Genomic DNA, 12812 nt, shown 5'->3' on the forward strand with positions numbered 1-12812 from the left:
CAAATAGTAGCATGTTTTATCGAAAATTTATCATTTTGATATGATTTTTCTGTTTTTTGATAATTTTGTTGCATATTTATACGTTAATCACTCTCTTTCTCCGGAAAAGCAGGATTATGATATGAAAAGACAAGAATGGCTACGGAAAGGCAGGAAAACAGAGAAAAAAGAAAGGAAAGTGAAGAAAAGAGAAGTAAAAATGAAAGAAAAAGCAAAAATTTTTGGTGCTCTCCGCAATATTTATTATTTTTGCAGATGTTATGAGAATAGACATTATTACAGTATTACCAGAGATGCTGGAGGGATTCTTCAATGAGTCCATTCTGGCACGTGCGCAGAAGAAGGGTCTAGCGGAGATTCATCTGCACAACCTGCGTGACTACACATTAGATAAATGGAAGCGTGTGGACGACTATCCATACGGCGGAAGTGCCGGCATGGTGATGCAATGTGAACCAATAGACCGCTGCATTGCTGCACTGAAGGCAGAGCGCGAGTATGATGACGTGATTTATGTTTCGCCAGATGGTGAAACTTTCAACCAGAAGATAGCCAACGAAATGTCGATGCAGGGTAACCTCATCATCCTCTGCGGTCACTACAAGGGTATTGACCAGCGTGTGCGCGACCATCTCATTACCCGAGAAATCAGTGTAGGTGATTATGTGCTGACGGGTGGCGAACTTGCTGCAGCCATCATCTCAGATGCCGTCATCCGACTGGTTCCGGGTGTTATCAGCGACGAACAGAGTGCACTTTCCGACTGTTTCCAGGACGACATTCTTGCCGCCCCTATCTACACCCGTCCTGCCGACTACAAGGGATGGAAGGTTCCGGAGATTCTGCTCAGTGGCAACGAAGCCAAGATTCGCCAGTGGGAATTCGACCAGGCCATGGAAAGAACCAAGCGCCTGCGCCCTGACCTGCTTGAGGAATAAACAACAATTAACATAAAGTTCTTAGGCGCAGCGAAAAAGACCAGACTGTACCATAAGAAAATAACTAATAAATGGTCTATCAGTTAGAATTATGGAACAAAACAATTTAGAACAACAAGTTTCTACACCTATGCCACCTAAACCAGACAACAATATGGTTTTGGCAATTGCTTGCACCGTATGCTGCTGCTTACCATTAGGTATAGTTGGTATCATTAAGGCTAGTAAAGTTAATGGTCTTTACCTAACAAAGCAATACGAAGCCGCTGCTCTGATGGCACAAGATGCCAAGAAATGGAGTATTATCGGCATTGTTGTTGGTCTCGTTATCCAAGTGATTTATGTCATCTTTTATGGTGCAGCAATAGCATCTCAATTGTAAATTGAAATACATCAATAAATACACTCTATTAATAATCGTTATCATTGGTCTGCCTTTGCTATACAAATACAACCCTTCAGAGTATTGGTTTTGGCCAAAGTGCCCTATCAAGATTTTAACAGGATTAAATTGTCCCGCTTGTGGCATACAAAGGTTTATTCATGCTGCACTGCAAGGACATTTAGCTAAAGCATACCAATATAACTATTATTTACTATATGCATTACCATATTTTATATTAGTAGTGATATCATATTATTTGCCTGACTGCAAAACAAAGACAAAGATGAAAAATATATTTGAGAGCAACATAGCTATAGGAATATATGTAACAACATTTTTCATTTGGTTTATAGTCAGAAACATATTAAACATATAAAACTTAATGTATGGAACAACAACAAGTAGAACAACTTATTGCGATATATGGAAACAAGTTGCCTATTGATTCCACCTTTACTGTAAGGGAAAAATTACGGTCTATGGATTACAATACAGCTAGTATTATTTTAGCACAAGCCAAAGACCCAACGATTTCAATCATATTGTCAATCATAGTTGGATCATGGGGAATCGACAGAATTTACATTGGTGATGTGGGATTAGGTATCATCAAATTGCTAACATGTGGAGGTTGTGGCATTTGGTGGCTCATTGATCTATTTCTAATCATGGATGCCACCAAACGAAAGAATCTGCTGCAAATAACAGAAATTTACGGGGCACCAGCATAAATTGAAATATAGCTTGCTCGTTGTCTGGAATTCCAGAGAAAGAGCAAGCTATATTCATTTTTATTATTATAGTTCATTTTACAGGTATTTTTTGCAGAAAGCTTCACCCAGCAAGAACCCCTCTTCATAGAGCCGCTCCAACTTGGCGGTATCTTTCTCTATGCGTCCCACCTCCATCGGACGTATCGGTCGAATGCAGGTAATCTTACCCGCAGCTTCCAAGTCATCGACCAGCTGAATCTGCTCATTGTAAGCCTTATGGCGACGGCTCAACGCCACTCGCAGACGCGGATAGTTCTTATATAAATAAGGTAGCTTTCTATCCTTACCCGTATCTCGCCACCCCTTGTTACGTGTCAGGATAACCACATTATGCTCAAAACCCCTATCAAAGGCACGCTGCACAGGAATGCTATCGGCTATACCACCATCCAGCATCGGGATGCCATCAACATTCACTATCTTGCTCACATAAGGCAGGCTGCTTGAAGCACGCACGATGTCGATGGCACGCTGGCGGTCGTGGTTCTCCGAAAGATACATAGGCAATCCCGTCAGACAATTGGTGGTAACCATCTCGAACCCATCGGCATATTTAAAATAGGTGTCGAAATCATAAGGAAGCAACTGATTCGGAAACTTATCATATAGCAACTCACGATCGAAAATGCATCCCTGGGTTACAAGGTGTCGGATACCTATATACTGATAACGCGCCAAATAATCGATGTTTGAAATTCGGGCACGGCGAGGCTGACGGCTCACATACGACATGCCATTGCAGGCTCCAGCCGATACCGCCACCGTATAAGGAAAGTACACATCATACTTCATGAAGGCATCCAGTACCCCACTGGTGAAGACCCCTCGCATGCCTCCTCCCTCAAGAACCAAACCTGTTGTTTTCAAATTCAATTTCATAACACACTCTCTGCTTTTAAAATTCTGAAAATAATTATATTTTGCTCGCAGCATAGACAATTTTCTTACATTTTGTCTAGCAAAAAGCCGTTTTTATATTAATTATTTATAAATTTACGCGTTTTATTCAATTTTGCTTGCAAAGATACGTATTTTTTGGGAAATAATTGCTAACTTTGCAAGCAAAATAATGTAAAATACTAAAAATATGTTCAGCAAAGAGACTTACATCAGCCGCAGACAGGAGCTGAAGAAGCTTGTGAAAAGCGGCGTAATTATACTTTTCGGAAACAACAATTCACCATGTAATTTCCCTAATAACGGATATTACCCTTTCCGTCAGGACTCGACATTCCTCTATTATTTCGGATTGCAGCGCGACGGTCTGGTAGGTGTGATAGATATAGACAACGATATTGAAACCCTGATTGGCGACGACATCGACCTCGTAGACATCGTATGGTACGGAAGCGTTGACAGTGTTCATGATCTTGCAGCACAGGTAGGCGTTCACAACTCAGCACCTATGAAAACGCTCAAGACTATCTGCAACGACGCCATGTCGAAGAAGCGCAAGATTCATTTCCTGCCACCTTACCGCTACGACATCAAACTGCAGATATTCGACCTTCTGGGTATCCATCCTAACCAGCAGAAAGAAGAGGCCAGCATGGACCTCATCAAGGCTGTTGTGAAGATGCGTTCAACTAAGACCCAGGAAGAAATCGAGGAATTAGAGCGTGCTGCTGTCATCGGATACAAGATGCATACCACAGCGATGAAGCTCGTACGTCCGGGTGTGACAGAAAAATATGTTGCAGGTCAGGTAAGTGGCATTGCCCACTCTTACGGAGCCATGGTCAGTTTCCCAACTATCTTCAGTCAGCACGGAGAAATTCAGCATGGTTATCCATCTATGAATGTACTGGAAGAAGGCAGACTGGCACTCTGTGATGCAGGTGCAGAAACTATGAACAACTACTGTTCAGACAACACCCGCACCATGCCGGTGAGCGGAAAGTTCAGCCAGCGCCAGTTGGAAATCTACTCTATTGTAGAAGAATGCCACGACCATGCACTGGATGTAGCCAAGCCAGGCGTAAAATGGGCAGACGTACACTTCTCTGTTTGCCGCCTGCTCTTCGACCGCATGAAGGAACTCGGACTTGCAAAGGGTGATACAGAAGAGGCTGTAAAGGCTGGAGCACACGCCATGTTCCTGCCTCATGGTTTGGGCCACATGATGGGAATGGATGTTCACGACATGGAGAACCTCGACCAGATTAACGTTGGTTTCGACGAAGAGGTACGCCCTAATCTGGAGCAATTCGGTACCAACTGCCTGCGTATGGGTCGCCGTCTGCAGGAAGGTTTCGTGGTAACCGACGAGCCGGGAGTTTACTTCATCCCTGCCCTCATCGAGGGCTGGAAGACATCCGGTCACTGTGCAGAATTCCTCAACTTCGACAAGATTGAGACCTATAAAGATTTCGGTGGTATCCGAATTGAGGACGATGTACTCATCACCAAAGATGGTTGCAGATTCCTGGGCAAAGACCGCATACCTTATCATCCAAAAGATGTTGAGGAGTTCATGGCAGCCAACAAGGAATAAAATTCCTGAAAGAGAAATCATTTCAGAAAAAGGAATCAGAGAGAAGATATAACAAGAACATTAATATAAAGAGAAAAGAATTCATGAAGAAAACTATGATTGTTGCAGCCTTGATGGCTTTGGTAGCCACAGGAGCAAATGCGAAGAAAGCTGCAGACTCTGCAGAAGTAGCAAAGAACAAACCTGTATTTACTGTAGTAAAGCAGAATCCTATCACTAGCATCAAGGACCAGAACCGCAGTGGTACGTGCTGGGCTTACTCTACCCTCAGCTACTTCGAGAGCGAAATCTTGAAGAAGACAGGCAAGACCTACGACCTCAGCGAAATGTTCGTAGCCAACAAGACTTATATGGACCGCGCCACAGTGGCAGTAAGAATGCACGGCGACGTGAGCTTCTCTGAGGGTGGTAGCGCCTACGATGTACTCTATGCTTTGCAGCACTATGGTATTGTACCTGAGTCTGCCATGCCTGCACCAGGTTCATTGACAGGTGACTCTTTGGCTAACTTCGGTGAGTTCTTCAATGTAATGACTCCATACGTAGAGGCAGTAGCAAAGAGCACAGCTAAGAAGCTTTCTCCAGCCTGGAAGAGCGGTCTTCAGGGCATTATCGACTCTTACATCGGTAAGGCTCCTGAGAAGTTTACATACGAGGGCAAGCAGTATACTCCACAGAGCTTCTGCCAGAGCCTCGGTTTGAATCTTGATGATTATGTAACCATTACCAGCTACACCCACCACCCAATGTGGAGCAAGTTTGCTGTTGAGGTACAGGATAACTGGCGCTGGCCTTTGAGTTACAACGTTCCTATGGAAGACATCTGCAAGATCATCGACAACGCTGTAAACAACGGTTACACAGTAGCTTGGGGCGGTGACGTAACAGAAGATGGTTTCACTCGCAAGGGTCTCGGTATCGCTTACGACGTAAAGAAGGTTCGCTCTATGGCCGGTACAGATGCTGACCATTGGTTCAAGCTCTCTAAGGACGAGAAGAAGGAGAAGTTTGATTCTCTCGGCGTAAATGCTCCTGAGATTGTTCCTACACAGGCTATGCGTCAGGAAGCATTCGACAATTGGGAGACAACTGATGACCACGGTATGCACATCTACGGTATCGCTAAGGATCAGAACGGCAAGGAGTACTACATGGTTAAGAACTCTTGGGGCGAGTATGGTGACTACAAGGGAACCTGGTACATGACCAAGGCTTTCGTAGCTTACAAGACTATGGACTTCATGGTTAACAAGAACGCCCTTCCTAAGGACATCCGCAAGAAGCTCGGAATCTAGGAGAGTTTTAATAGTTAAAAGTTTATAGTCTATAGGTTTTCTATGGACATTCTCCTAAACAAAAATATTCAAGGGGCAGCAAACCGATGAGTTTGCTGCCTTTTTTGTTGCCAAGAAAATCTCTTATTCACTTATTTTGGGTTGCCAACAAGTCTTATTTTTACTTATTTCTAGGTAATTTAATAAAATTCCTCCCTAAACATTTCCTTTTGTCATTTTATTTTCGTAACTTTGGGGGCAGAAATAAAAAATAATTAAAATGCATTTTAAATGGAATTACGAATCACCAACACCTGAACAGCAAAAAGCAGCTGAAGAATTAGGCGCCAAGCTAAATATGAGCCCAGTTCTTGCCCATTTGCTCATCAAGCGCGAGATTACGACAGAGTCTGCAGCCAAACGGTTCTTCCGTCCACAACTCTCAGATCTCATCAATCCATTCCTGATGAAAGACATGGATATTGCCGTAGACCGCCTGAACGATGCTATGGGTAGAAAGGAACGTATCCTTGTTTACGGAGACTATGACGTAGACGGATGCACCGCCGTTGCCCTGGTGTACAAATTCTTGCAGCAATTCTATTCAAACATCGACTACTACATTCCCGACCGCTACGACGAAGGTTACGGAGTGAGTAAGAAAGGAATAGATTTTGCCCATCAGACTGGTGTAAAACTTATTATTATTCTAGACTGCGGAATCAAGGCTATTCAGGAGATAGAATATGCCAAGAGTCTGGGAATAGACTTCATCATCTGCGACCATCACGTTCCTGACGATGTGATGCCACCTGCTGTGGCCATACTCAATCCGAAGCGTCCTGACGATCCATTCCCATTCAAGCATCTCTGCGGATGCGGTGTAGGATTCAAGTTTATGCAGGCTTTTGCCAAGAACAACAACATTCCGTTCTCCAGGCTCATTCCTCTGCTCGACTTCTGCGCCGTGAGTATTGCTGCCGACATTGTGCCGGTGGTAGATGAGAACAGAATACTCGCCTTCCATGGTCTTAAGTTGCTGAATACCAACCCAAGTATCGGTCTGAAATCCATCATCGACATCTGCGGACTGAACGGACGCGAGCTCTCTATGAGCGATATTGTGTTCAAGATTGGTCCCCGCATCAATGCTTCAGGCAGAATGGAGAACGGCAAGCTGAGCGTAGATCTGCTGGTAGAAAGAGACTATTCCTCAGCCCTGCGCATGGCCAGACATATCAATGAGTACAATGAGCAGCGCAAAGATATAGACAAGCAGATGACTGAAGAAGCCAACGGCATCGTATCGCGTCTGGAAAGCATGAAACACAACTCCAGCATCGTACTCTATGATGAAGGTTGGAAAAAGGGAGTCATTGGCATTGTTGCTTCCCGACTCACCGAAATCTACTTCCGCCCTACCATTGTTCTGACCCGGGATGGTGATATGGCTACAGGTTCAGCACGTAGCGTAACGGGATTTGACATCTACTCAGCTATCAAGAGTTGCCGCGACCTCCTGCTCAATTTCGGTGGTCATACCTATGCTGCCGGACTTACCTTGAAGTGGGATAAGGTTAGAGAGTTCAGAGACAGGTTCCAGCATTATGTAGAAGAGCATATTTCGCCTCAACAGACAGAACCGATGCTCAACATAGATGCTGAAATTGACTTTAAAGACATTACCAAGCATCTGCAGGCCGACTTGAAGCGCTTCTCTCCTTTCGGTCCATGTAACCAGAAACCTATTTTCTGCACCAACCGGGTATATGATTATGGTACCAGCAAGGTGGTGGGCAGAGAACAGGAACACATCAAGTTGGAACTGGTAGACTCAAAATCGAGCACGGTCTTAAACGGCATCGCTTTCGGTCAGAGTGCAGCTGCCCGCTACATCAAGAGTAAGCGAAGTTTCGACATAGCCTTTACCATAGAAGAGAATATTTTTAAGAAAAACCAAGTTCAACTTCAGATAGAAGACATCCGTCCAAACGAAGGATGAGGTACTTAGCCCTATGCATGGATTAGGCACTGATTACTCGGATTACACGGATTTGTAGAGCAAATCCGTCAGGACGCAAAAGCATCGAAATCTGCAAGGGCAAAAGTTTCAAAAAATGGCAGATAAATATCAAGAAATACTACGTACATATTGGGGGTATCCTGACTTTCGCGGCATACAACGAGACATCATCGAGAGTATAGCCCGAGGTGAGGATACCCTCGGTCTTATGCCTACAGGTGGCGGTAAATCCATCACCTTCCAGGTTCCAGCCCTTGCCCAAAAGGGCGTCTGCATTGTGGTAACTCCACTCATTGCGCTGATGAAGGATCAGGTTCAGCATCTCAAGGCCCGCAACATCCTGGCTGAAGCCATCTACACAGGATTGTCGCGCCAAGAGATTCTCCGAATATTGGAAAATTGTATTTTCGGTGAAATCAAGTTTCTGTATGTTTCACCAGAACGTCTTTCTTCAGAATTGTTCCAAACTAAACTGCGCCACATTCCGGTGAGTTTCATCACGGTAGATGAAGCTCACTGCATCAGCCAGTGGGGTTACGATTTCCGCCCGTCTTATCTCGAAATTGCAAAAATAAGAGATATGAAGCCCGGTGTACCAGTCCTTGCTCTTACAGCTACGGCCACTCCCGATGTAGTAGAAGATATCCAGAACCAACTTCACTTCAAGAAGCAAAACGTATTTAAAATGAGTTTTGCCCGCAAGAATCTTGCCTATGTGGTGCGCACCACCAACGACAAGTTGACCGAAATGGTTCATATCCTGCAGTGTACCCAAGGCTCGGCAATCATTTATGCGAGAAGCCGAAAACGAACCAAGGAGATGGCAGAACTTCTGAACAAACAAGGTATTTCTGCTACATTTTACCATGCCGGACTGGATTCCGACGTGAAGGATATCCGACAGAAAAACTGGCAAAATGACGAGATAAGGGTAATGGTAGCAACCAATGCTTTCGGCATGGGAATAGACAAGTCAGATGTGAGAATGGTAATTCATATAGATTGTCCAGACTCACTGGAAGCCTATTTTCAAGAGGCGGGTAGAGGCGGAAGAGACGGCGAAAAGGCTTATGCTGTGCTGCTCTACAACCAGAGTGATGAAAACAAACTCATGAAACGCATAGACGAAACCTTCCCAGACAAAGAATTCATCAAAGACGTATACGAGCATCTTGCTTACTTTTTCCAGGTGGCAGTTGGAAGCGGAATGGGACAGACTTTCATGTTCGAGATAGAGAAGTTCTGCTTCACCTACAAGTACTTCCCTACTCGCGTAGACTCGGCTCTGCGCATTCTGGAGCGCTCAGGCTATATCCACTACGAGGACAATCCTGACGGAAAAGCAAGAATCAGATTTAACATCAGCCGAAATGATCTCTATCTGCTAGAGAATGTTTCGGAGAAGGAAGAGTCTGTTATTACGGGGCTTCTGCGTAATTACGGCGGTCTGTTTACCGACTATGTTTACATTGATGAGTCGCTGATAGAGCGTGTAAGCGAACTAAACCGTCAGCAGGTATACATGATTCTGAAAAATCTGAGTGCCCGCCACATCATCGACTTCATTCCCCGCCGCAAGACACCTTATATCAGCTACACGCGTCCTAGGGAAGATGGTTTCAGAGTTATCATCCCTGAGGAGGTATGGGAAGTACGCAAGAAACAGTTTACTGCCCACATCAAGAGTATCATCAATTATGCCAAGAACGACACCATCTGCCGTTCGCGCCAGCTTCTGAGTTATTTTGGCGAAAAAACGAAAATGAAGGACGATTGCGGGATATGTGATGTCTGCATAGACCACAAAATACCCCAGAAGCAAACTATTATATCAGAAATTCTAGACTTGCTGAAAGACGGAAAGCCACATGACATTACAGAACTAAACCAACTGAAATATGATTCAGAAGATATGGCTGCAGTTCTTGAAGAAATGGTTGCAGAGAATATGTTTTATGTCGAGGGAGACAAAATCGTTCATGACCCATAAATGAAATAGCAGAAAGGTGTATCATAAGTTATACTTTATGAGCCCGCTCCCATATGAAATCACTAAAGCCCCTTATAAACAGAAAAAAGGGAACGACACCTCTCGGGCCATTCCCTTTTCAACATTATGTACGAGAAAAAAATTAGTTATTCTCAGGGCGAAGTTTACGAACTGTAACACCAGCCTGCCACATTTCCTTGTTGCGCATAGCCTCGAGTTCAGCGTTCAACTTCTCGCGGTAATCAGCCTGAGAGTTCTTGTCGATAGAAATCTGAGCCTCGTTACCAGTCTTTACAGAGTAGTACAACCACTCCATTACAGGCTTGATAGCCTCACGGAAACGAGGAGCCCAGTCAAGAGCACCACGCTGAGCTGTTGTTGAACAGTTAGCATACATCCAATCCATACCCTTAGCACCGAAGAGAGGGCCAAGGCTCTGTGTGAGCTCCTCAACAGTCTCGTTGAAAGCCTCAGATGGTGAGTGACCATTCTCGCGGAGCACGTCATACTGTGCCTCCAACAATCCCTCAATTGCACCCATCAATGAGCCACGCTCACCTGTGAGGTCAGAAGTAGCCTCACGCTGGAATGTTGTCTTGAACAAATAACCGGCACCGATACCGATACCGAAGGCAATAGTCTTCTCCTCTGCCTTGCCAGATGCATCCTGGTATACAGCGTAAGAGCAGTTCAAACCACGACCCTCGCAGAACATAGTGCGGAGAGAAGTACCAGAACCCTTAGGAGCAACCATGATTACATCAATATCCTTTGGTGGAACAACGCCTGTGCGGTCGCTCCAGTTGATAGCGAAACCATGTGAATAATACAAAGTCTTACCTGCTGTGAGGTGTGGCTTAATCTTTGGCCAGCATGCAATCTGACCGGCATCAGAAAGCAACATACAGATGATAGTACCTTTTTCAGCAGCTTCCTCGATAGAGAACAGAGTCTTACCAGGAACCCAACCATCCTTCAGACACTTCTCGTAGGTCTTACCCTGACGCTGTCCGACGATGACGTTGAAACCATTATCGCGAAGGTTACAAGCCTGACCAGGACCCTGGATACCATAACCGATAACTGCGATAGTTTCGTTCTTCAATACTTCACGTGCTTTCTCCAATGAAAATTCATGACTGGTGACAACAGTTTCCATTACGCCACCGAAATTCATTTCTGCCATAATTTTTATTTTTTTTGTGCGGCTTGCCGTTTGTGGAGCCGCGGGTTATACTTGTCCATACGGATGCGAGCTGTATTCTTATCCAAAGAGAGCCTGTTTGATCCGTCCACCCCCTATCCAAGAAGGCGGCTCTGGGTTTATTCTTATTTTCTGAGTGCAAAGGTAAGCAAATAAAATGAAACCACCAAATTTTTCTTTCAATTTTTAATAAATTTAGCCTTACTTCTTACAACTTCCACCTCATTTACGTCATTTTTGCCGGTTTTTGTTATCTTTATGCAGTATTCTTGCATTTTTTCTGCCTCACTTGTTTCTTCCAAATAGAAATGAAGTTGGTCTCCCTGGTGACTTTCTGCTACATAAGCTATCTCAAATCTTTGCAAAAAGTGATTTTTGTAATAATCCAGATCAAAGAGGTCGAGGATATGTTCGATGTATTTCACCGAGTTGATGTGCCCGTTAACATCTACATCATGATAATAGGTGTCAATGGTTCTCACCAGCTTGGCATCCTTGCCCATTTTCACTCTCGAACTTGCCTGGATAGGACAAGGTTTTTCCGAATCAATATATTCTTTGATGAGTCCGTCGTGAATTTCAAAAATATCAACAGGCTGTCGGGTCTCCGTATCAATCATTGCCCACACGCTCTTGCCGTAACCGTAAACCTTGGCTTCTTCTGATGATGATGTCTTGCCGCAGATTTTGAAATCTCGGGATGTGAAATATTTCATGGCACTCTCGCACCAGGTTTCTACCACAAAGCGGTCGTAAGACTTCGGCATCTCTGTCATCTCAATGGCCAGTCGGCTGAGAACCCATGTCTTGTGTCGGGGCATGAGGTAGTTCATACCGAACCCGCGGTCGTTGCTGTGAAAATCGGCAGCATTGAGCAGATGATTTCCGAGATGCCCCATAAAGAGGTGGCTGCTGAAATCGCAGTGGAAAGGCTCAGATAGGAATTCGTAACGCCCTACCTTATCTAATATTTTCTGTTCCATAATATCTGTCTCGTCCTTTTATCTTGTTGTTTGTCTTGTTGTTTTAAACCGAAAAAGCCCCCTGCTCCACTAGTTTGAAGCCAGGGGAACAAAGGGCATCAAAATATGAAAGAAATCTAATCTTCTGAATTCTGCTTGAGATAATCAGAGATGGGTTCGTCAAAACTTCTCGTAACAGCGATTCTGCCGCTTCGGGTATACTGAAGGAGGCAGTTGTAGCTGTTGAGCTGCTGGAAGAGATCGGCGATGTCTTCGGTAAGTCCTGCCAGGAGCACGGTGCTGTAAGTAGGATTCACCTCCATCATGCGGGCATCATGCTTGCGGATGGTGCGCGAAACCTCTGGATTTTCGAGCAATACCGGAGTGGAAATCTTGAAGAGAGCCACTTCATGGATGAAGATCTGGTCGTCAGAGTAGTAATCGCTCTTCACCACGTCAATCTTCTTCTCTATTGCCTTGTTGATTTTCTCAATCTGCTCTTCATCACTCCAAACCGTGATGGTATACTTGTGTATATTCTTGATACTGCTGGCCGAAACATTCAAGCTCTCGATATTTACCTGTCTGCGAGTAAACACGGCAGTAATCTGATTCAGGATACCGGCAATGTTTTCTGAGTAAACAAGCAATGTATATAATTTCTTTTCGTTGTTATTCTCCATTTTTCCAAATTTTAAAATAATCGGTTACTTTTCGGAGTTTTTCCTTTTCGGAGGATGCTCCCTCATGAAGGAATTTACACCTTATT

13 protein-coding genes are annotated in these 12812 nt (G+C 44.4%); 9 read left to right on the forward strand and 4 right to left on the reverse strand.

Annotated features, from left to right (window positions below; all coding sequences use genetic code 11):
- Positions 1–121: 121 nt before the first annotated feature.
- From NNC77_RS12300 to NNC77_RS12320, 5 genes are all read left to right on the forward strand, one after another.
- Positions 122–316, forward strand: a complete 195-nt coding sequence (locus NNC77_RS12300) for a hypothetical protein (protein WP_254971239.1) — start codon at positions 122–124, stop codon at positions 314–316.
- The gene (gene trmD / locus NNC77_RS12305) at positions 261–938 is read left to right on the forward strand and encodes a tRNA (guanosine(37)-N1)-methyltransferase TrmD (protein WP_254971240.1); all 678 of its coding nucleotides are present in this window, start codon (positions 261–263) and stop codon (positions 936–938) included. The genes NNC77_RS12300 and trmD overlap by 56 nt, the downstream gene beginning before the upstream one ends.
- Positions 939–1029: 91 nt before the next feature.
- On the forward strand, positions 1030–1320 hold the full coding sequence (locus NNC77_RS12310) for a CD225/dispanin family protein (RefSeq protein WP_254971242.1): 291 nt from the start codon (positions 1030–1032) through the stop codon (positions 1318–1320).
- A gap of 55 nt (positions 1321–1375) precedes the next feature.
- Entirely contained in the window at positions 1376–1699 is a 324-nt protein-coding gene (locus NNC77_RS12315) for a DUF2752 domain-containing protein (RefSeq protein WP_254971256.1), read from the forward strand.
- Positions 1700–1709: 10 nt separating this feature from the next.
- Complete coding sequence (locus tag NNC77_RS12320) at positions 1710–2054, forward strand: TM2 domain-containing protein (protein ID WP_254971243.1); 345 nt, start codon at positions 1710–1712, stop codon at positions 2052–2054.
- 78 nt (positions 2055–2132) lie between these two features.
- Here the strand turns inward: NNC77_RS12320 and NNC77_RS12325 are convergent, their stop codons facing one another.
- A complete protein-coding gene (locus NNC77_RS12325) occupies positions 2133–2975 on the reverse strand; it encodes a patatin-like phospholipase family protein (RefSeq protein WP_254971244.1) in 843 nt (280 codons plus the stop codon).
- Between the two features lie 208 nt (positions 2976–3183).
- Here NNC77_RS12325 and NNC77_RS12330 point away from each other — a divergent pair, with 208 nt between their 5' ends.
- The 4 genes from NNC77_RS12330 (at position 3184) to NNC77_RS12345 (ending at position 9877) form a co-directional block, all read left to right on the forward strand.
- The gene (locus NNC77_RS12330) at positions 3184–4590 is read left to right on the forward strand and encodes an aminopeptidase P family protein (protein WP_254971245.1); all 1407 of its coding nucleotides are present in this window, start codon (positions 3184–3186) and stop codon (positions 4588–4590) included.
- Positions 4591–4673: 83 nt separating this feature from the next.
- Entirely contained in the window at positions 4674–5885 is a 1212-nt protein-coding gene (locus NNC77_RS12335; RefSeq protein WP_022121917.1) for an aminopeptidase C, read from the forward strand.
- Between the two features lie 259 nt (positions 5886–6144).
- Positions 6145–7866 carry a single-stranded-DNA-specific exonuclease RecJ gene (gene recJ, locus NNC77_RS12340; RefSeq protein ID WP_006847382.1) on the forward strand — a complete coding sequence of 574 codons (1722 nt, stop codon included), beginning with the start codon at positions 6145–6147 and terminating at the stop codon, positions 7864–7866.
- A gap of 115 nt (positions 7867–7981) precedes the next feature.
- Positions 7982–9877, forward strand: coding sequence for a RecQ family ATP-dependent DNA helicase (locus NNC77_RS12345; protein WP_254971246.1), 1896 nt, complete (start codon positions 7982–7984; stop codon positions 9875–9877).
- 142 nt (positions 9878–10019) lie between these two features.
- On the opposite strand, the gene ilvC is transcribed toward NNC77_RS12345, so the two are convergent.
- From ilvC to ilvN, 3 genes are all read right to left on the reverse strand, one after another.
- A complete protein-coding gene (ilvC, locus tag NNC77_RS12350; RefSeq protein ID WP_089543564.1) occupies positions 10020–11063 on the reverse strand; it encodes a ketol-acid reductoisomerase in 1044 nt (347 codons plus the stop codon).
- A 197-nt stretch (positions 11064–11260) separates the two neighbouring features.
- The gene (locus NNC77_RS12355) at positions 11261–12064 is read right to left on the reverse strand and encodes an acyl-[acyl-carrier-protein] thioesterase (RefSeq protein ID WP_153073194.1); all 804 of its coding nucleotides are present in this window, start codon (positions 12062–12064) and stop codon (positions 11261–11263) included.
- Between the two features lie 116 nt (positions 12065–12180).
- Positions 12181–12726 carry an acetolactate synthase small subunit gene (ilvN, locus tag NNC77_RS12360; protein WP_117692246.1) on the reverse strand — a complete coding sequence of 182 codons (546 nt, stop codon included), beginning with the start codon at positions 12724–12726 and terminating at the stop codon, positions 12181–12183.
- Positions 12727–12812: the final 86 nt, after the last annotated feature.

The sequence above is a fragment of the Segatella copri genome (assembly GCF_024330485.1).
GTDB classification, from domain to species: Bacteria; Bacteroidota; Bacteroidia; order Bacteroidales; family Bacteroidaceae; genus Prevotella; species Prevotella copri_L.

What these genes read in the sequence shown, in the direction of transcription:
- NNC77_RS12300 (WP_254971239.1), top strand. Translation starts at nt 122, where the DNA reads ATGAAAAGACAAGAATGGCTACGGAAAGGCAGGAAAACAGAGAAAAAA.
- trmD (WP_254971240.1), top strand. Translation starts at nt 261, where the DNA reads ATGAGAATAGACATTATTACAGTATTACCAGAGATGCTGGAGGGATTC.
- NNC77_RS12310 (WP_254971242.1), top strand. Translation starts at nt 1,030, where the DNA reads ATGGAACAAAACAATTTAGAACAACAAGTTTCTACACCTATGCCACCT.
- NNC77_RS12320 (WP_254971243.1), top strand. Translation starts at nt 1,710, where the DNA reads ATGGAACAACAACAAGTAGAACAACTTATTGCGATATATGGAAACAAG.
- NNC77_RS12325 (WP_254971244.1), bottom strand. Translation starts at nt 2,975, where the DNA reads ATGAAATTGAATTTGAAAACAACAGGTTTGGTTCTTGAGGGAGGAGGC.
- NNC77_RS12330 (WP_254971245.1), top strand. Translation starts at nt 3,184, where the DNA reads ATGTTCAGCAAAGAGACTTACATCAGCCGCAGACAGGAGCTGAAGAAG.
- NNC77_RS12335 (WP_022121917.1), top strand. Translation starts at nt 4,674, where the DNA reads ATGAAGAAAACTATGATTGTTGCAGCCTTGATGGCTTTGGTAGCCACA.
- recJ (WP_006847382.1), top strand. Translation starts at nt 6,145, where the DNA reads ATGCATTTTAAATGGAATTACGAATCACCAACACCTGAACAGCAAAAA.
- NNC77_RS12345 (WP_254971246.1), top strand. Translation starts at nt 7,982, where the DNA reads ATGGCAGATAAATATCAAGAAATACTACGTACATATTGGGGGTATCCT.
- ilvC (WP_089543564.1), bottom strand. Translation starts at nt 11,063, where the DNA reads ATGGCAGAAATGAATTTCGGTGGCGTAATGGAAACTGTTGTCACCAGT.
- NNC77_RS12355 (WP_153073194.1), bottom strand. Translation starts at nt 12,064, where the DNA reads ATGGAACAGAAAATATTAGATAAGGTAGGGCGTTACGAATTCCTATCT.
- ilvN (WP_117692246.1), bottom strand. Translation starts at nt 12,726, where the DNA reads ATGGAGAATAACAACGAAAAGAAATTATATACATTGCTTGTTTACTCA.